Origin of the sequence: Yimella lutea, assembly GCF_006715095.1 — a bacterium.
GTDB classification, from domain to species: Bacteria; Actinomycetota; Actinomycetes; order Actinomycetales; family Dermatophilaceae; genus Yimella; species Yimella lutea.
In genome coordinates this window covers 562141-580316 of record NZ_VFMO01000001.1, presented here as the reverse complement: position 1 = coordinate 580316, position 18176 = coordinate 562141, and the positions used below count along the sequence as shown (strand labels likewise).

Here is an 18176-nt window from a genome sequence, read left to right as displayed (position 1 = left end):
GGAGCAGGCGACCGCCACACCACGACCGGCTGCAGACGTTGCCTAGCTTTGCTCCATTCACGAGTCAGAGAAGCTGCTCAGCGAAACGCCGTCCGCACCCTGGCTCCCCGCCGGCAGCACCGCCGAGGTCTGGGTCGGGCAGGACTGCTGGGACTACGAGCCGGCGATCATCGTGCGCCTGCTGCTGCGCCGGCCCACGCCGGAAGAGTTCGGAGTTCTTCGTCGTGAAGTCCGAGAAGGGACTCGACCTGCCGACGAAGTTCCTGGGACCGCCCGGTCAACGGGTTCGGCGCAGGACGGAATCGCGGATCTGATGTCGCAGATACTGGGCGCGCCGATCTGACGACACGGTGCACCGGATACGTGCGCAATGTCGTTCCCCATCCGGACGACACGTATCCGCACCCGGTCCCGCACGCTCACTTGCCGGTGATCGTGGTCGATGCGCAGGTGGAACCCGTGGTGGCGGGCACGTGGGTCACGCTCGATGCAGCGCGTCAGTCTCTGGACGCGCGCCATTGGTGGCCGATCGTCGAACAATCGCTTCGTCCGGCTCGGTAGCCGCCGTCAACCGGCGTCCGCGGCCTGTGGACAACCAGCGCCAGAACAAGGGGCTGTGGATACCCGCCGGTAGGTGAATTTCGCTGCCGGCGAACGAAATTCATAACCGATCCTCTTCCATTCATCTTCGAACACATGTACGATTAATGCATCAGGTAGAGCACTTCTGGGGAGGGGTGACCGGTATGGCCATCGACGACATTCCACTGCCGCACGACCCGCTGGCCCAGGGCCCGATCGCGTTCGGGATGCGCGAGGCTGCGCCCAGTCGCCCCGGTGAGGCAGCCGGCTGCGTCGACACCGTGGCCGGTGCGCTGCCGGCCGTGCGGCGCCTGGCCGACATCAGTACGAACCTCACCGACGCCGAACTCACCGCGGCCGCACGCTCCGCGCTCGCGCACATGCAACAGACCGAGGCGCTTGTGGTCGCCCTGACGACCGATGCGATCGATCGCGGCCTGGTGGCCTCTTCCACGGCAGCCGACGCAGCGCAGTGGATCGGCCGCCTGTCCCGCGGCGAATCGATCACCGCCGTCATGGGTGAGGCGGGCACAGGCGCGGCCGGCCCTCTCGTCCCGATCGATCAGGAGCCGAGCGCGGCGACGGACGCCGATCCGGAGGAACCCCTCCAGGTCGTCGCCGGACTGGAGCCCGGACACTGCTCGCGCCTGGCGAAGCTTGCCCAAGCCTGTCGTGCACCCAAGAACGCACTGGTGCTGGACGCGATCATCAGCGGACGCACCAACACCGCCATCGCGGCGACCGCACTGCACGAGATCGGACCGGTCACCGCGATACTGCCGGGCGCCGATCGCGACGAGTTGTTGGGCGCGTTCCTCTGCCTGCCGCCCGGGTCCGGCGCGAAGGCAGTCCGTGAACTCACCCGCCGGATCGTCGCCCGCTTCGCTGACGACGACCAGCCTGATGCCAAGGAAGACGCTATGCAGCGGCACGAGTCGCTGTCGTGGTCCAACCTGCCGAACGGGTTGGTACGGCTCATCGCCGACCTCAGCCCCGACAACGCCGAGAAGGTGAAGCACGCGATCCAGGCGATGGCCGCCCCTTCGCCGGCCTCCGAGTGCTGCGACAACGTGCACCACAACCATCGGACGGACGAGGCCGACGGCTATGCTCACCACGACAGTTCGAAGAGCAAGGGCGAGCCCGATCTGCGCACCCCCGGGAAGCGCCGCGCCGATGCATTCACCGAACTCATCCGTATTGCCGCGCAGACGGTCGACAACGACGGTCAGACCAAGTCTGCCGGCACCGCGAGAATCGTGGTCACCATCAACTACGAACACCTCGCCGGAGTCCTGTCCGGCCTCGGTTACAGCCAAGGCGGAGTCGGGATGACGCCCGACACGGTCAGACAACTGGCCTGCGACGCCGAGATCATCCCGATGGTGCTCGGATCGAAGAGCCAACCGTTGAACGTCGGTCGAAAACGTCGACTGGTCGACAAGGAACTCCGAGCAGCAGTGATTCAACGAGATCGACACTGCACTCATCCGGGGTGCACCAGACCGCCGGTCATGTGCGAGGTCCACCATGTGAAGTACTGGTGGCACGGCGGCGAGACCTCGCTGCTCAACTCGGCACTCATGTGCAGCACCCACCACCGCATCGTCCACCGCGACAACCTGACTGCGACCGTCACCGATGAAGGCGTGACCTGGCACCAGCCCGGCGAAGGGGTGCAGCAATGGAGCACCGGGGCAGCGTCCTAACTGTCCACACGCAACATCTCGAACCACGTCTGCGATTCAACGAACGCCTCGTCCGTCGCCGTCGGCACCACAGTTGCCGGACGCCGGTCGGCCCGCGGGTAGGAACCGAAGAAGCGCACCTTCGCCGCCACGCGGTGCAGCGACTTCAAGGTCTCCGCCACGCGGGCATCCTCCAGGTGACCCTCGAAGTCGATCGAGAAGCAGTACGAGCCCATCGCCACACCGGTCGGACGCGACTCCAAACGGGTCATGTTGATCCCACGGGCGGCGAACTGCTCGAGCAACGCCAGCAGACCACCGGCGTGGTCGTCGTGCTGGAAGAGCATCAGCGTCGTCTTGTCGGCCCCGGTCGAGGCCGGCAGCTTGCCCGGCCCCGACACCACGACGAAGCGGGTCACCGCGGACGCGTTGTCGCCGATTCCCTCGGCCAGCACCTCCAGCCCGAACGTCTCCGCAGCCATCCGGGCACAGACCGCAGCCTGATAGGGCACGTCATCGTCCGACGCGAGCGCCTCGGCCGCAGCTGCCGTGGAGAGGGTCGGAACGTACTGTGCCGCAGGGGTGTTGGTGCTCATCCACCCGCGCACCTGTGCCCAGGCGTGCGAGTGCGAACCCACCGCATCAATGGACTCCAGCGGCGTTCCGGGACGCGCTGCAAGGACGAACGTGATCGGTACGAGAACCTCGGCCCTGATGAACAGGTCCTCGCGGGCGTTGAGCGCGTCGAGCGTCGCAGAGACCCCGCCCTCGACCGAGTTCTCGATCGGGACGACACCGAAGTCGACCTCGCCCGACATCACGGCGTCCAGCACCGCGGGCACGGTCGAGAACGGCACCGAACGCTCCAACTCGGCTGCAACGCCGTTGGATTCGAGGTACGAGGCAAGCGCGGCCTGGGTGAAGGTGCCGCGAGGTCCGAAGTATCCGTAGCTCATGTGATCCTCATCGGTGCGGGTGCCGTTGCAAGTCGCAAGAATCGGCGCTCAGGCATCGCGGTGGTCCGATCGCGCCGCAGCGAGGGCCTGGCGCTCTTCGGGTGACAGCGTGATCTCGCTGCGCCCGTCGATCACGCCCTTGGCGTAGGTGCGTGACTCACCGCGGGCATGGATCGAACTGATCACCAGACCATCCCCGGAGTCGTCCAGGATCGCGGCCGAGAACGACAGGCGTCCGCCCATGTCGCCGAACGCGTCGTAACGGACCACCGAGACGTGTCGCAGCCCGGCGGCGACGTGCTCGTGCACTCCATCCACGCGTCCTGCGAGTGCGGTGATCCGCTGGTCGAGTGCACTAATGCGGTCGTGCTCCGCCTTCACCACGGATGCAACATCGTGACCGCGTTCGCTGGAGCCCCAGAGCACCTCGAAGTTGCGCTGCACCGCGCGCAGACGCAGGACGGCCACCGCAGCACCCGCCAATGCGAGCACCGCGACGACGAGGGCGAGCAGCGCCACAGCGGTGGAGGTCACCTGGGCAGGTTAGTCGGGCACTAACCTGGCGCGGACATGGATCTCGCACTCGCCTTCACCGTCTTCACGACGCTCTTCATCCTCGAACTCCCGGACAAGACGTTCATCGCCACCTTGGTGTTGTCGACGAAGTACCGGCCACTGCTGGTCTGGATCGGCGTCGCATCCGCCTTCCTCGTGCAGACGGTCGTCGCGGTCGCGTTCGGTGGCCTGCTCGGACGGCTGCCCGAAACGCCGGTCAAGGCCGTCGTCATGGTGTTGTTCTTCGTTGCCGGTGTGCTGCTGCTCAAGGGCGCATCAAGGGCGGACGAGGAGGAGCACGAGGTCGAGGAGGAGTTCGGTGCCAAGGCGACGAAATCGGCCCAGGGCCTGAAGGTCATCTCGACCAGCTTCCTGGTGCTGTTCCTCGCCGAGTGGGGCGACCTGTCCCAGCTCGCCACCGCCGGATTCGTGGCCCGCGGCGGCAACCCGTGGGCGGTCGGCGTCGGCGCCTTCCTTGCGCTGGCGCTGGTCTCCGGTCTGGCCGCGCTGCTCGGACGCACCTTGCTGCAGCGCATCCGGCTGGCCACGATCCGACGCATCGCCGGCTGCATCTGCCTGTTCTTCGCCGCCACGATGGCGCTGCAGCTGGCGGGGGTCGACCTGCCGCACTGGCTGCCCCTGTGAGCAACGCTGCCAGCTGCGGGTGAAGCGTTCGTCACGATCGAACCCGGGGCCGCCTTTCGTTTCGGTACGGCACAGGCGGGGCACCTAGGCTGACCTGATGCTGCGCCGCTGGATCCTCATCACCGCATTCACGGTGATGGCGTGCATCGCAGCGTCGGTCGCGTGGTCTGCTGTCCAGGCCCGACCAAAGGTCCAGCCGGTGAGCGACCAACCCGGTCCGCTCATCGTCATCTCGGTTCGCGGCCTGACGCTGACCGACGGTCCGGACGCACGTACGTCCGCCCTGTGGGACCTCGCCCGGGAGGGTGCGGTCGGCGCGATGACGACCCGCGGCATGTCCGATCACAGTTGCTCGCCGCACAGTTGGCTCAGCCTCTCCGCCGGGGTCCGCACCACCCTGTGGAAATCCGTGCGCGCGACCCCGCCCGGCGAACCCACCGAACCGTGCCCGGTGACACCCGCACCCGAAACGTACCCGGATGGTTCGGCAAACTTCCCCGACTGGCCGTCCTGGCGACGGGCCACGCTGGCGCGCCAGCAGCCGGCTCCGATCGGTGCCGTCGGCAGCCTGTTCAGCCAGTCCACGTCCGGGCGGTGCATCGCTGCCGGCGGCCGGGACGCGGCCCTCGGCGCCGCCGACAGGAACGGCGTCGTCGGGCACTACTCCCCGGACCCTCGCGCGGTCGACATCAACCGATGCAACATCACCTTCATCAGCCTCGACCGTCCGGACGACACCTTCCTGCGGCGCATTCTCGACAGCGCTCCCCCGCGCTCGACGATTGTGGTCGGCTCCTTCGGGGACGACGCCGGTCCGGAGCGCCTGCACCCCGTGGTCGTGGTCGGCCCCGGCGTCCAGCACGGGCTGCTCACGTCGGCCTCGACCCGTCAGCGCGGCATCGTCCAGCTCACCGACCTGTCCGCGTTCATCTTCTCCCGCGCAGGCGACAAGGCCCCGAACCTGCCCGAGGGACGCAACCTGCTGGTCCAGCCGTCCGGCAGTCCGACCGCTCCGGTGCTGCGTACGGCTGAACTCAGCCACGCGCTGCACGTCGAGCACGCGACGGTCCGGGACTTCGTCATCGGCTTCTACGTCGTGATCGTCGTGCTCCTCGCTGCCGGGTATGCAATGGTGCTGGCCGCCCGCGGCCGCGACAAGCTGCGCGCAGCAGCGCACCAGTTCGTCGCCTTCGTCGCGGCGACCGCCGTCGCAATGCCGGTGTCGACCTTCCTGGTCAACGCCTACCCGTGGTGGCGGCACGACCGGCCCAGACTTTTTCTCGTCGGCGGGGTCGTGCTCATCGCAGTCATACTGGCAGCGGTCGCTCTGCTGGGGCCGTGGCGGCGCTGGCTCGGTGGTTCGACGGCCGCGCTGTGTCTGATCACGGGAACGGTGATCGCCCTGGACGTCACCCACGGGGACGACCTGCAACTGCTGTCGATGTTCGGACTTCAACCGGTGTACGGCGGACGCTTCTTCGGCATGGGCAACGTAGGTTTCGCCTTCTTCGCGACCGCGGCCCTGTTGTTCGCCGCGATCGTCGCCAGCCCGCTGACCCGGCACGACGAGGGACGTCACGGACTGGCAGCGCTCACCGTGGCCCTGGTCGGCGTGGCGGCGATCGTCGTCGACGGTTACCCCGGGTGGGGTGCCGAAGCCGGCGGGCCGATCGCGATGCTCCCCGCGTTCGCGTACCTCACGATCAACGCCGCCGGGCTGCGCCTGACCTGGTTGCGCTTCCTGATCATCAGCGCGGCCGCGGGATTGGTCGTCGTCGGCATGGCGGCCTTGGACTACCTGCGCGGCCCGACCGAACGGACCCACCTGGGTGACTTCTTCGCCCAAGCCGTGATGAACGGCAACTTCTCCCGCGCCGAGCGGGTGTGGCAGGCGAACTGGAACATGCTGACCGAGAGTCCGTTGTCGCTGCTCGTGCCGCTGATCCCGTTGCTGCTGAGCTACGTCCTGCTGCGCCCGCAAACCCCGTTGGGTGCACCACTGCGCCCGATCTTCGCGCACCTGCCGGTGCTGCAGAACGGAATGGCCGCCGTCACCGTTTGCTGGATCATCGGCTTCGCGGTCAACGACTCGGGGACGGGGATCCCTGCGGCCGGGCTGATGCTGCTGGCTCCGCTGGTCGTGATGCAACGGGCGCGGATCGCAGCCATTTCCCGATCAGCAGGAGAGCCCCGAACGCAGCGATGACGTAGCTGTTCGCCAACAGCTGCCAGAACGGGTTGAGCGACCAGTCGGTCGCGATGTCGCCCGGGGAGTTCATCGCCCAGAACGCCCACCACGGCCACTTGAGCGTGTACGTCACGAACAGCAGCCCGATGATCGCCAGCCGCTTGCGGTCGCGTCCCGCGAGACTGATCAGCACCGGGAAGACCACCAACAGCCAGTTGTGGTGGTGGATCCAGGACACCGGCGAGATGAGCACACCAACCAGGGCGACCGCGGCGACCGCAGCGAGAGTGTTGCGCCGTTCGTGGGCCTGCTTGGCGATCCGCATCCCGACGAACAGGACGGCCACCACCAGCACGATCCAGATCAAGGACCCGGCCAGGTTGTCGCCACGCAGGCGGTAGATCATGCCGCGGATCGACTGGTTGGAGACACCGGCGTTGGAACCGAGCCGGTGAGGGTCGAGCAACGCGCCGAACCAGAAGTCGACCGAGGTCTGGAAGTCGACCGCCGCAGCCAGGAGCGTGAGCCCAGCCGCTGTGCCGGTCGCGGTCCAGAACGCGCGCCACTGACGGGTGATCGCGAGGTGAACGATGAAGATCGCCGGGGTGAGCTTGATCGCGGCGGCGAACCCGGTCAACACACCGAACGGGATCCGACGCACCGGACGCCACCGGGTGAAGTCGGCCAGCACGAGCAGCAGCAGGAACGCACCGACCTGCGCGAACCGGAACCCGTCGGTGACAGGCAGCATGTGCTGGGCGACCGCGAGCGCCAGACCGAAGGTCAGCGGACGCCACCATTCTGGCTTGGTCCACCAGCGTCGTCCGACGATCCAGACGATCGCGACATTGGTCAGTGCCTGGAGCGCGTACCAGAGCACGCCGGCGACGTGAAACGGAATGAGTGCCAGCGGGACCGCGAGCATCGACGGGAACGGCGGGTAGGTGAACGGCAGCAGCTGCGGCGGCGGCGTGAGCGACTCGTACACCGGCCGGCCGATCAGGTGGGAGATGCCGGCATTGCGGTAGACCTCCAGGTCCACCTGCCAGCGACCCGGCCGGGCATCGATCAGGTGCAGCCAGACGAGCGGTGCGAGTGAGGCCAGGATCAGGGCCGCCGCACCGACCCAGGCGAGTCGGCGGCGGGTCTGATCGGTCACCCGGACATTGTGCCTGTCCACCGGCAGCAGGCGAGTCCCGGGATCATGCGGCGGTCGCAGCTCGGCACCGTCGAACTGCAGCACGGGTGGACGCCTACCCTTGAGCGCATGACCCGCCGGTACACCCTCGTCGTCCTGGCTGCTCTGGTCTCCTTCGCCGCTCTCCTGGGGTTCGTGAACCTGGTCGATCGCGCCCCCGACCGCACCGATCTGAAGGCCGACCGGTCGATCGTCGTGATCGCCGCACCCGGTCTTCGCTGGGCTGATGTCACCCGCGCCGCGTACCCGGATCTGCGGGAGACGCTCGACTACGGCGCGATCGGTTCGGTGACGCCTCGTGGCGGCAAGACGGGTACGTGTTCGACGGACGCCTGGCTCAGCCTCTCTGCAGGACGAGGTGTGTCTGTTCCTGCGCTCTGCACCGATCCGCCGAAGCCGGCGGTCGCCGGGAGCGGTGCCAGGTTCGCCGACCGGTCGTCGTGGAACACCGACGAGGCCGACCGGATCGGCCTGCTCGCCGACCGCTACCGCGCAGCCGGCAAGTGCGTCGCTGCCGTGGGCCAGGACGCGGCCCTGGGCGCCTTGGGCAGTGACGGCACGGTCGACTCGTTCACCCCCTCGGCGAAAGGCGCTCGCTACGACAAGTGCGCCCTCACCCTCGTCGACGCATCCGGCGGTTCGGCGCGCACCACGATGGCCCAGCTGAACGAGGCGTTCGCCGGCATCCCCGCGTCCGCGACGGTGATCGTCACCGGTCTCTCCGACGGACCCGGCCGGCAGGAGCCCGGCGACGCACGGCTTCGAATGCTGTTCGTGCTCGGAAACTCGGTGAAGCACGGCACGCTGTGGTCGGCGTCCGTGCGCCAGTCGGGCATCGTCCAGTTGCCCGACCTGACCGCGACATTCCTCGCACCACTTGGTCCCGTGCCCTCGCAGGTGCAGGGATCACCGTTGCAACTGGCTCCCAATGAGACTCCGTCGTCCTCGCTGGTCAATCAGGCGCGGCAGACCGACGACCAGTTGCGCGGCGTGTTCGACCTCAGCGTCCCGTTCTTCGCCGGCTGGGCCCTGCTCGGACTCACCCTCGGGATCCTGCTGTGGCGCAGCCGCACTCGTGTCGTCGGCTGGCTGCCACCAGTCCTCACCGTGTGGGCCGCCGTTCCGGCTGCCACCTTCCTCAGCGCCTTGTCACCATGGGCGGCCTGGCCCGCGGCGCCGGTCTGGCTGGTGGTGTTCACGCTGCTGTTCGCAGGCATCATCGCGGCGATCGCGTACGCCGGTCGGTGGCGCCGCACCCCGACCGGCCCGATCATCGCCGTCGCGATCGCCACCTGGGTGGTCATCGGTGCCGACGTGATGCACGGTTCGAGGCTTCAGTTCGGATCGCTGCTCGGCCTGCAACCGATCAACGGCGGCCGCTTCTACGGCATGGGCAACGTGGGGTTCGGACTCTTCGCCACCAGTGCCCTGATCGCGGCCGGCCTCGGTGCCGGCGCGCTGATCGTCCGCGGTGAACGACGCCTCGCGGCGGTCACCATCGCCCTCGCCGGCCTGGCCACCGTGATCATCGACGGATGGCCCGGCTGGGGAGCGGACTTCGGCGGTCCGCCGGCCGTCGTGCTGGCCGCCGTGGTGCTGGCCCTGCTCGCGCTCGCCGTCCGGTTGCGTCTGCGTCTGGTGCTGTTCGCCGGGGTGGCCGCGCTGGCCGTGGCGGCAGTGCTCGCGTTCGCCGACTGGCTTCGTCCGGCCGAATCCCGCACCCACCTGGGCAAATTCGTGCAACAGGTGATCGACGGCGAGGGTCTCGGCGTCGTCGGGGACAAGCTCGGTGCGAACGTGCAGTTGGTGTTCGGGACGCCGTTCAGCCCGCTCGTGCCCATCGCCCTCGCCGTGCTGATCTGGATGATTGCCCGACCGACCTCACGTCCTGGCCGGGCGCTCGATGACGCGCTTGCCCGCGTCCGCTTCGGCCGCGAGACCTTGATCGGTCTGCTGGTGCTCTGGACCTTCGGATTCGTGCTCAACGACTCCGGACTCGCTTTGCTGCTCAACGGAATCGGACTCGCCCTGGCGTTCGCTCTTGCACTCGCGGCTCAGACCCTTCGCCGCGAGCAGGACCCGACGATCCACATCTGATCCGACCCTCGGATATCGAGCTTGCTCGGGTCGCGTGGCGGGGCTGTCTTGGCCCCCGCGCCGGTCAGGCCCGAAGTCTCGCCAGTGTGCTCACCGCACGGTTGACCTCTTTGCCGAGTTCGGTCGGCCAGTAGTGCACCCACGTGCCGCGGCGCTCGCAGTCGATGAGCCCGGCTTCGCGCAGTTTCTTCAGGTGGTGCGAGACCGTCGGCTGGGACACCCCGACGTCCTGAATGTCGCAGACGCACAGCGAATCGGTAACCGCGGCGATCCGGGAGAACAGACGAAGCCGCACCGGGTCGGCCACGGCCTTGAGCAGCACCGCAGCAGCCTCGGCATCCGAGACGCACAGTCCGGCCGGCTCACCAGGTGCACAGCAGTCGGCGGCGGGAGCAGGCGCGAGCTTCGTCATCCGTCCATATTGACAAATATCGAAGCAATCCGCCAGGGTTGCTGTATCGACGTTCATCTAATCCGAGGGACAACTCATGGTCGACCGGTCCGACATCCGTGAACAGGTACGGCAGCGGTACGCCGACTCCGCTCGCTCCACCTCTGAGCGAGGCCGAGTACCCAGACGCGCTCGAAGCGAGCGGATGGACAGACGTGGGGATCTGCTACACCCTGTGCACGAGTTCGCCAAGGCTGCGATCGTCCGGGCGGTACGCCCATGAGCGACACGCGGACGCACACCGCGAAGTCCGAGCCATCGGTCGCCACCAAGCTCTCGACTCTCGATCGCTTCCTTCCGGTCTGGATCCTTGCCGCGATGGTCATCGGGCTACTGCTCGGCCGATTGGTGCCCGGCCTCGGATCCACACTCGGTGCCGTGGAGTTGGACGGAGTCTCGCTTCCGATCGCCATCGGACTGCTGGTGATGATGTACCCGGTGCTTGCCAAGGTGCGCTACGACCGGCTCGACACCGTTTCCGGTGACCGGCGTTTGTTGGGCGCGAGCCTCGCGCTCAACTGGATCATCGGCCCGGCCCTGATGTTCGTCCTCGCGTGGATCTTCCTGCCCGATCTGCCGGAGTACCGCACCGGCCTGATCATTGTCGGCCTGGCCCGTTGCATCGCGATGGTGATCATCTGGAACGACCTTGCCTGCGGCGATCGGGAGGCCGCTGCCGTACTCGTCGCGATCAACTCGGTCTTCCAGGTCATCGCGTTCGCGGCTCTCGGGTGGTTCTACCTGTCTGTCCTGCCGGGCTGGCTCGGACTCGACCAGACCCAGCTCGACGTGTCCGCATGGCAGATCGCCAAGTCCGTTCTGATCTTCCTCGGCATCCCCTTGCTTGCCGGATACCTGAGCCGCAGGATCGGCGAGAAGCGTTGGGGCGCAGACGCGTACGAGCGTTCCTTCCTGCCGAAGATCGGCCCGTGGGCGCTGTACGGCCTGCTGTTCACCATCGTGATCCTGTTCGCGCTGCAGGGTGAACAGATCACCTCTCGCCCGATGGACGTTGCCCGGATCTCACTCCCGCTCCTGGCCTACTTCGTCGTCATGTGGGGAGGCGGTTACCTGCTCGGCCGAGCTCTCGACATGAGCTACGAGCGCACCACGACGCTCGCCTTCACCGCCGCCAGAAACAACTTCGAACTCGCGATTGCCGTCGCGATCGCGACCTTCGGAGTCACCTCCGGCCAAGCACTCGCCGGTGTGGTCGGTCCACTGATCGAAGTGCCCGTGCTCGTCGCTCTGGTCTACGTCGCCCTCGCCCTGCGTCCACGCTTCGACCGCTCTACCAGCACTGACAGTTCCAAGGAGAATCATGTCTGAGTCGCGTCCGTCCATCCTGGGCCCGGCCGTCCGCGTCTTCGAGCCTGCGCTGTGCTGCAACACCGGGGTCTGCGGGCCGGAACTGGACGAGGAGTTGGTGCGCTTCACCGCCGACCTCGATCACCTGCAGCATCAGGGTGCCGACATAGAGCGGCACAACCTCGGGAACGATCCATCGGCGTTTGCCGCGAACCAAGTCGTCGCCGACTTTCTGCGGGTCGCGGGTTCAGCCGGTCTGCCGTTGACGACGGTGGACGGAGTGACCGTGCGGTATCCGGACCGCGATGAACTCTCGCGTTTCACCGGTATCACTGCACCGGCCGGTCTTCCCGCCGGCGTTACCGATGTGGGCCTGTCCTCGACCGCGAAAGCCTGCGGTCCCGACGCCGAATCCGACTGCTGCTGAACGGAGTTCGATATGACCTTGACGTTTCTGGAAGGACTCCCCCGGTTCGTCTTCTTCACTGGCAAGGGCGGAGTCGGGAAGACCTCGCTGGCCTGCGCAACAGCAGTGAGCCTCGCGGAATCCGGCAAGCGCGTCCTTTTGCTGTCGACCGACCCGGCATCCAATGTCGGGCAGGTGTTCGACCTCACCGTCGGTGACCGAATCACGCCCGTACCCCAGGTACCCGGACTGGATACGCTCGAGATCGACCCGAACGAGGCCGCCGAGGCCTACCGGGAGAAGATCATCGCACCGGTCCGTGACCTGCTCCCCCAGGCCGAGCTCGACTCGATCACCGAACAGCTTTCGGGTTCGTGCACGACCGAGATCGCCTCTTTCAACGAGTTCACCAGCTTCCTGGCCGACGACGAACGCATCAGCGACTACGACCACGTCGTCTTCGACACCGCACCGACCGGACACACGATCCGACTGCTGCAACTGCCCGGTGAGTGGACCTCCTTCCTGGACGCCGGCAAGGGAGACGCCTCCTGCCTGGGCCCGATGGCCGGGCTCGACCGCACCCGCGCGGTCTACGCCGAAGCCGTCCGCCGCCTGGCCGACCCCGCCATCACCCGACTGGTGCTGGTCGCCCGAGCCCAGCAGGCGACCTTGCGCGAAGCAGCACGCACCAGCGAAGAACTCGCACAGATCGGCATCACCAGCCAACACCTCGTCGTCAATGCTGTTCTCCCCGCAGCCGCCACCGGTGACGACCTGGCCGACGCGGTCCACCGCCGAGAGACCGACGCCATCGAGAATTTGCCCGCCGCCCTGAAGCCTCTGCCGCTGACCACCGTTCCTTTACGGGCGCACACGGTCGTCGGCGTGGACGCCGTCCGAAACCTTCTTGCATCCGACATCGAGGTTCCCGACGGCGCCGAAAGCAGCGAGCAACTGGACCTGGGCCCGTTGGCCGGGCTCGTCGACGAACTCGCGACGTCCGATCACGGGCTGGTCATGTGCATGGGCAAGGGCGGAGTCGGCAAGACGACGGTGGCCGCTGCGATCGCCGTGGCGCTCGCCGACCGCGGGCACGCTGTTCACCTGACGACCACCGACCCGGCCGCACACCTGGACGAGGTGCTGGAACAGGAGGTGGTCGGCAACCTGACGGTGTCGCGCATCGATCCCCAGCTGGCCACGCAGGAGTACCGCGACAAGGTGATGGCGAGCAAGGGCAAGAACCTCGACGACGCCGGTCGGGCACGGCTGGCCGAAGACCTCTTGTCGCCGTGCACCGAAGAGGTCGCCGTCTTCGGACAGTTCTCCCACATGGTCAACCAGGCCCGCCGTCACTTCGTCGTCATGGACACCGCGCCTACGGGGCACACGCTGCTGTTGATGGACGCGACCGGTTCGTATCACCGCGACATCGCCCGCAGCATGGGCGACTCCGGCACGTACACCACCCCGCTGATGCGACTGCGCGACCCCGACCTGACCAAGGTCGTGATCGTGACCCTGCCCGACACCACCCCGGTGTTGGAGGCGACCGAGTTGCAGAACGACCTGGAGCGTGCCGAGATCCACCCGTGGGCCTGGGTCGTGAACGGCTCGCTGGCCGCAGCGCACGCCACCTCGCCGTTCCTCGCCGCCCGCGCCGCCGCCGAGGAGCCACACCTGAACCAAATCAGCCGACGGGCCGACCGCACCGCGATGATCCCGATGCTCGCCGACGAGCCCCACGGCCCGCAGGCTCTCCGCCGACTCACCGAGTCGAGCCACCAACCCGCCTGACCCACCACTCGGTCGTCCGCGAAATCCGCGACGACATCAGGCGCGCGTCACTACGCTGCTGCGCGAGATTCTCTGAGCATTCACCGATCTGCCCGCCCGGAAGGAACACGAATGTCCGAACACACTGATCGCCCGTCCGTCCTGTTCGTCTGCGTGCACAATGCCGGGCGCTCGCAGATGGGCGCGGCCTACACCCACCACCTGTCCGCCGGCGCGGTCGAACGGTGAGCGGCGCGCAGGGACACGGGCACGGCCACGACCACGCGTCCGGGTTGGTCGATCACCGCAGACGGTTGGCGGCCGTGCTTGCCATCACCGTCACCGTCCTGGTCGTTGAAGTCGTGGGCGCGATTGCGTCCGGCAGCCTGGCGTTGCTGGCCGACGCCGGCCACATGCTCACCGACGTCGCCGGCCTGACGATGGCGATGCTCGCCGCCACGCTCGCGCGTCGGCCGGCAACACCGTTCCGCACGTGGGGATTCCTGCGCGCGGAGATCGTCGGGGCGGCTGCGCAGGCGATGCTCCTGCTCGCCGTCGGGGTGTTCATTCTGGTCGAGAGTGTCCAGCGACTGCTCGAGCCGCCCGAGATCACTTCAACCGCCATGGTCGTCTTCGGAATCGTCGGTCTGGTGGGCAACGCCATCGGGATGGCCGTGCTGGCCGGTTCGCGATCAGCCGACCTCAACATGCGAGCGGCGTTCCTCGAGGTTGCCAACGATGCCCTCGGTTCGGTCGCGGTGATCGTTGCCGCTGTGGTGATCGCGACCACCGGTTTCACCCGGGCGGACGCGTTCGCCTCGTTGGTCATTGTCGCCTTGATTGTGCCGCGCACCATCCGCCTGCTCCGCGAAGCGGTGCACGTGTTGATGGAGTCGACGCCTCCGGGTCTCGATCTCGTGGCCGTCCGGGAAAGCATCCTGGCCCTTCCCCACGTACGTGACGTGCACGATCTGCACGCGACGCAGGTTGCGACCGGGATCCCCGTGTTGACCGCACACCTGGTCGTCGACGACACCTGCTTCCGCGATTCGCACACGTTGCAACTGCTTGACGCCGTCCAGCGAAGGCTCCGGGACGACTTCGCGATCGAGCACTCGACCATCCAGTTCGAGGGACCCGCACACGGCGGTCACGAGTACCCGACCCACGCCTGACCGGCGTGGGTTCTGCGCTACGAGTGGTCGGTTGCTTTCGTTGAGCGCCACGCGAGAGCGGCGAGCGCCAGCAGCGAGGCCCAGCACACGTACGGCGTGACATTGGTGCGGAACCCGAGCGTCCATTCCTGCACGGACGGCGCGACCCCGGTGGCGCGACCGGGCACGTACGCCAGCGTCATGAACAGGTGGCGCACCAGCAGGATCGCGTCCCACACGAACGGGATCACCAGCGGCAGCAACATCCAGGTGACTGCGTCGTACCAGGGCAGTGTGTACGGCGCGAGCAGCACGTAAGCGGTCATCAGCACGAACGTCCCCAGGACGGCGTCGCGGGTGCGGTCGTCGTGGATCGAGTCTGCGAGTCCGAGTCGGCACGCCAGCCGATAGCCGAACCAGGCGAACGCGATCATGCCGGCGGCGGACAGACCGAAAACGACTGCGGTGACGGCCCATTCGGGCATGAAATGGCGAAGCCCCCGGATAACCGGCGACCACGGGGACGCGTACGAGAACGAACCGCCGGCCGCCTTCAGCTGGCGCAGCACGTTGGGCCCGGCGATCAGATACGCAGGTACGACGACCAATGCGAAACCCCCGAACAGTCGCAGCACGGAAGACTTCAGTCGCTCGCGGTCGAGCGTCCGCCAGGCCCACAGGATCGCCACCAGGACGACGCCGTAGGTCACCTTCGTCGCGAAGGCTGAACCGACGAAGATCCCTGCCGCCACAGGCTTCTTGTGCATCGCCCAGAGCGCGCCGAGCACGAACACTCCGGCGATGAGGTCGACATGGGCGCCGAGCACCAGGACGCTGAACACCAGTGGGTTGAAGGTCCAGAGCACGTCCACGCGGCGCCGGGAGACATCGTCGGCGGCCATGCGCAGCAACAGGATTCGCACGGCGACCCAGGCGAAGACGACGAACCACTGCCAGATCCAGACGGTGTCGCGCAGGTTCGTCCCGCCGACCGCGGACGAGACCGCCTGCAGCGCGGTCGAGATAGGCCCGTAGATGCTGGGGGTGTCCTGCCACGGCGCCTGCACGGCACTGGCCACCGGGTCGAGGCCCTGATGCCACTTGATCGGTGACTCGACGTACGGGTCGTCACCACTGACGGCGATGCGACCGTAGGCGGCGTAGTTGATGTGGTCAGCCGAACCGAACGGTCCGGTCAGCAGCGCTCCCGCGCCGAGCAGCGCGACGGCCCACCACCGGGCCGGACGCGGAGGCATCCGCAACAGGCCGAGCAGAACGCCGATCGTTCCGGCGATGCAGGCGACGAACAGGATCGTCGTGACGACGGCGGCACTGGGATACCAGGGAACGAAAGGGCCGGGCGCGAACTCGCCCGGTCCGAGAGGAGGTTTGGCTGCGGAGGTGCGGCCGGCGCCGACCAACAGAAGAAGGCCGAACGCAAGCAGCAGCAACGGGATTCGTGACTGCCGAAGCAGCCTCACCGTTTGGCCCGCCGTTGGCGAAGCGCGATCCAGACGTCCTTGAACTGATTCGCACGATGCAACTGCGCGCCCAGATCGGTGCCGGTGACCCGGTGGTGCAGGGCGACCGGCACCTCTTGCACGCGCAGACCGGCCCGCAGGACATCGATCGTCATCCCGACCTCGACACCCCAGCCGGTGGCGAACGGCAGAGCTTCGTCGAGGGCCTCCCGGTTCAGACAGCGCTGTCCGGAGAGCGGCTGCTCGAAACGTCGCCCGGTGGCCTCCTGGATGCCATCACGAGCCAGTCGGACGACGCGTCCGGTGCCACCACCGGAGGTCTTCTGCGCAGGCAACGTGGCGATGGTCATGTCAGCCTCCTCCGCAAGGATCGGCCGAATGAGCGGGGTGATCTCGTGAGCGGAGTCCTCCAGATCGGCGTCGACGAACAGCACGGGGCTCCTGCCGTAACCGAGCTGCTCGGCGTAGACGACACCGCTGTCCATCGCGGTCGCCTTGCCGAGCGTGCGCGGGTGCCGCAACACGTAAGCGCCTGCGTCCGCTGCCAATTGGTGTGTTCCGTCGCCGGACCCGTCGTCGACGACGATGACGCTCAGCACCTCGGGCAGGCTCAACACCGCCTGCACCGTGGCTTCGATCCTTGCCGCTTCGTCCTTGGCCGGGACGATCGCGATGACCCCTTGCCGGACCGGCATCAGCGCAGCGTGATCTGGCGACTCACGACGCCGTTACGGGCGCGACGCTCCTGCGGCGTGAGCGCGGCGTCGTTCTTCACAGCCTTGTCGAAACGGGCGGCGAGCGCCTTCATCTCGGCGTCGTGCGCGGACGCTTCCACGGACGCGTCCACCTCCCACACCGGGACGAGCAGGCCGTACGCACGGAATGCACCGAGCAGACGTCCCTCGCCGAGGCCGCTCTCACCGGCAGCGTGCAGACGCGCGAGGGCATCCGTCGCCTTGTCCTCGTCGACCTCGAGGATCCAACGCACATAGGTGCGCTGACCGATCTGACACCAGTACGCGGACGGGACGTCCTTCATCCGAACCGTCGGCGACACGGACTCGTTCGCACGGTCCATCGACGCACGACCGGCCTCGTCGAGGTCCTGGCCCTCGACCCAGAAGTCGAACCCGTCGTGCACGGTGACCTCGAGGTCGTCGCTCTTGACGAAGTCCTGCATCCGGGGGCTGTCGGCGGTGGTGCGCGGAGCGTCCTCGAGCGGCATGCCGGCCTCGAGTTCGATTGCGGCGCGGACGACTTCGGCCAGGTCGCGGCTGGCATCACCGGAGCCGGTGAGCGACTGCACGGCGACGAAGATCTCGCCGGTGTCGCGCTTCATCGCCGGCCAACCCATCGGCAGGACGGTGGCGAGCGTGATGTCGTGGCTGGTGCCGTCGACCTCGACGGTCACCGGGGCGGACGCGGCCGGCACGATCTCGCGCATGGCGACCCACTGGGCCTGGTTCGGCAGGCCTTCGAAGGGTCGGGCGACGTACGGTGCCGGTTGTACTTTCGCCGGCTTGATGCCGGCGGCCTTGTTCTGTGCTCTACGTCGCGAAGCCTTGCCCATGGTGGGTCAGCGTACCTACCCGTGGCACCGAATCGGTCCCGGGCTCAATGCGCTCCTCGCGTCACCTTGGTTTCGGCGCCTACGCCTTCCTTCGTCAGGCGTAGGGCTCAACCAGCGC

Annotated in this window: 14 protein-coding genes and 1 pseudogene; 8 read left to right on the top strand and 7 right to left on the bottom strand. The window is 67.5% G+C overall.

Features of this window, described 5'->3' with window-relative positions; translation table 11 throughout:
* The first annotated feature begins 746 nt into the window (after positions 1-746).
* Complete coding sequence (locus FB459_RS02675) at positions 747-2291, top strand: HNH endonuclease (RefSeq protein ID WP_170221657.1); 1545 nt, start codon at positions 747-749, stop codon at positions 2289-2291.
* On the opposite strand, the gene pheA is transcribed toward FB459_RS02675, so the two are convergent.
* Together pheA and FB459_RS02665 are read right to left on the bottom strand one after the other, a co-directional pair.
* Positions 2288-3226 carry a prephenate dehydratase gene (gene pheA / locus FB459_RS02670; protein WP_141927374.1) on the bottom strand — a complete coding sequence of 313 codons (939 nt, stop codon included), beginning with the start codon at positions 3224-3226 and terminating at the stop codon, positions 2288-2290. The genes FB459_RS02675 and pheA overlap by 4 nt on opposite strands.
* A gap of 48 nt (positions 3227-3274) precedes the next feature.
* Complete coding sequence (locus FB459_RS02665) at positions 3275-3760, bottom strand: DUF4446 family protein (RefSeq protein WP_211345114.1); 486 nt, start codon at positions 3758-3760, stop codon at positions 3275-3277.
* 36 nt (positions 3761-3796) lie between these two features.
* On the opposite strand from FB459_RS02665, the gene FB459_RS02660 reads away from it, so the two are divergent.
* The gene (locus FB459_RS02660) at positions 3797-4426 is read left to right on the top strand and encodes a TMEM165/GDT1 family protein (RefSeq protein WP_141927373.1); all 630 of its coding nucleotides are present in this window, start codon (positions 3797-3799) and stop codon (positions 4424-4426) included.
* Between the two features lie 2081 nt (positions 4427-6507).
* Here the strand turns inward: FB459_RS02660 and FB459_RS02655 are convergent.
* Positions 6508-7773 (bottom strand): glycosyltransferase 87 family protein, encoded by a 1266-nt coding sequence (locus FB459_RS02655; protein WP_141927372.1) that lies wholly within the window; start codon positions 7771-7773, stop codon positions 6508-6510.
* Positions 7774-7881: 108 nt separating this feature from the next.
* Here FB459_RS02655 and FB459_RS02650 point away from each other — a divergent pair, with 108 nt between their 5' ends.
* Entirely contained in the window at positions 7882-9909 is a 2028-nt protein-coding gene (locus FB459_RS02650; RefSeq protein WP_141927371.1) for a hypothetical protein, read from the top strand.
* A gap of 64 nt (positions 9910-9973) precedes the next feature.
* Here FB459_RS02650 and FB459_RS02645 read toward each other — a convergent pair whose 3' ends face one another.
* Positions 9974-10321 (bottom strand): ArsR/SmtB family transcription factor, encoded by a 348-nt coding sequence (locus tag FB459_RS02645; protein WP_129624425.1) that lies wholly within the window; start codon positions 10319-10321, stop codon positions 9974-9976.
* A gap of 258 nt (positions 10322-10579) precedes the next feature.
* Here FB459_RS02645 and arsB point away from each other — a divergent pair, with 258 nt between their 5' ends.
* The 5 genes and pseudogenes from arsB to FB459_RS02620 all read left to right on the top strand — a co-directional run bounded on the left by arsB (position 10580) and on the right by FB459_RS02620 (position 15028).
* On the top strand, positions 10580-11689 hold the full coding sequence (gene arsB / locus FB459_RS02640; protein ID WP_141927370.1) for an ACR3 family arsenite efflux transporter: 1110 nt from the start codon (positions 10580-10582) through the stop codon (positions 11687-11689).
* Positions 11682-12095 (top strand): arsenite efflux transporter metallochaperone ArsD, encoded by a 414-nt coding sequence (arsD, locus tag FB459_RS02635; protein ID WP_141927369.1) that lies wholly within the window; start codon positions 11682-11684, stop codon positions 12093-12095. Before arsB ends, arsD begins: the two co-directional genes overlap by 8 nt.
* Before the next feature lie 12 nt (positions 12096-12107).
* Positions 12108-13874 carry an arsenical pump-driving ATPase gene (gene arsA / locus FB459_RS02630; RefSeq protein ID WP_281279518.1) on the top strand — a complete coding sequence of 589 codons (1767 nt, stop codon included), beginning with the start codon at positions 12108-12110 and terminating at the stop codon, positions 13872-13874.
* Positions 13875-13985: 111 nt separating this feature from the next.
* Positions 13986-14096, top strand: a pseudogene (locus FB459_RS02625) (low molecular weight phosphatase family protein); the annotation flags it as partial.
* A gap of 2 nt (positions 14097-14098) precedes the next feature.
* Positions 14099-15028 (top strand): cation diffusion facilitator family transporter, encoded by a 930-nt coding sequence (locus FB459_RS02620; RefSeq protein ID WP_129624430.1) that lies wholly within the window; start codon positions 14099-14101, stop codon positions 15026-15028.
* Positions 15029-15045: 17 nt separating this feature from the next.
* On the opposite strand, the gene FB459_RS02615 is transcribed toward FB459_RS02620, so the two are convergent.
* The 3 genes from FB459_RS02615 to FB459_RS02605 are packed head-to-tail and all read right to left on the bottom strand — an operon-like array spanning position 15046 to position 18058.
* Positions 15046-16488: an MptA/MptB family glycosyltransferase gene (locus tag FB459_RS02615; RefSeq protein ID WP_141927368.1), complete on the bottom strand. Its 1443-nt coding sequence runs from the start codon at positions 16486-16488 to the stop codon at positions 15046-15048.
* Positions 16485-17183 (bottom strand): glycosyltransferase family 2 protein, encoded by a 699-nt coding sequence (locus tag FB459_RS02610; protein WP_141927367.1) that lies wholly within the window; start codon positions 17181-17183, stop codon positions 16485-16487. Before FB459_RS02610 ends, FB459_RS02615 begins: the two co-directional genes overlap by 4 nt.
* The gene (locus FB459_RS02605; protein ID WP_141927366.1) at positions 17183-18058 is read right to left on the bottom strand and encodes a DUF5926 family protein; all 876 of its coding nucleotides are present in this window, start codon (positions 18056-18058) and stop codon (positions 17183-17185) included. The genes FB459_RS02610 and FB459_RS02605 overlap by 1 nt, the downstream gene beginning before the upstream one ends.
* Between the last annotated feature and the right edge of the window lie 118 nt (positions 18059-18176).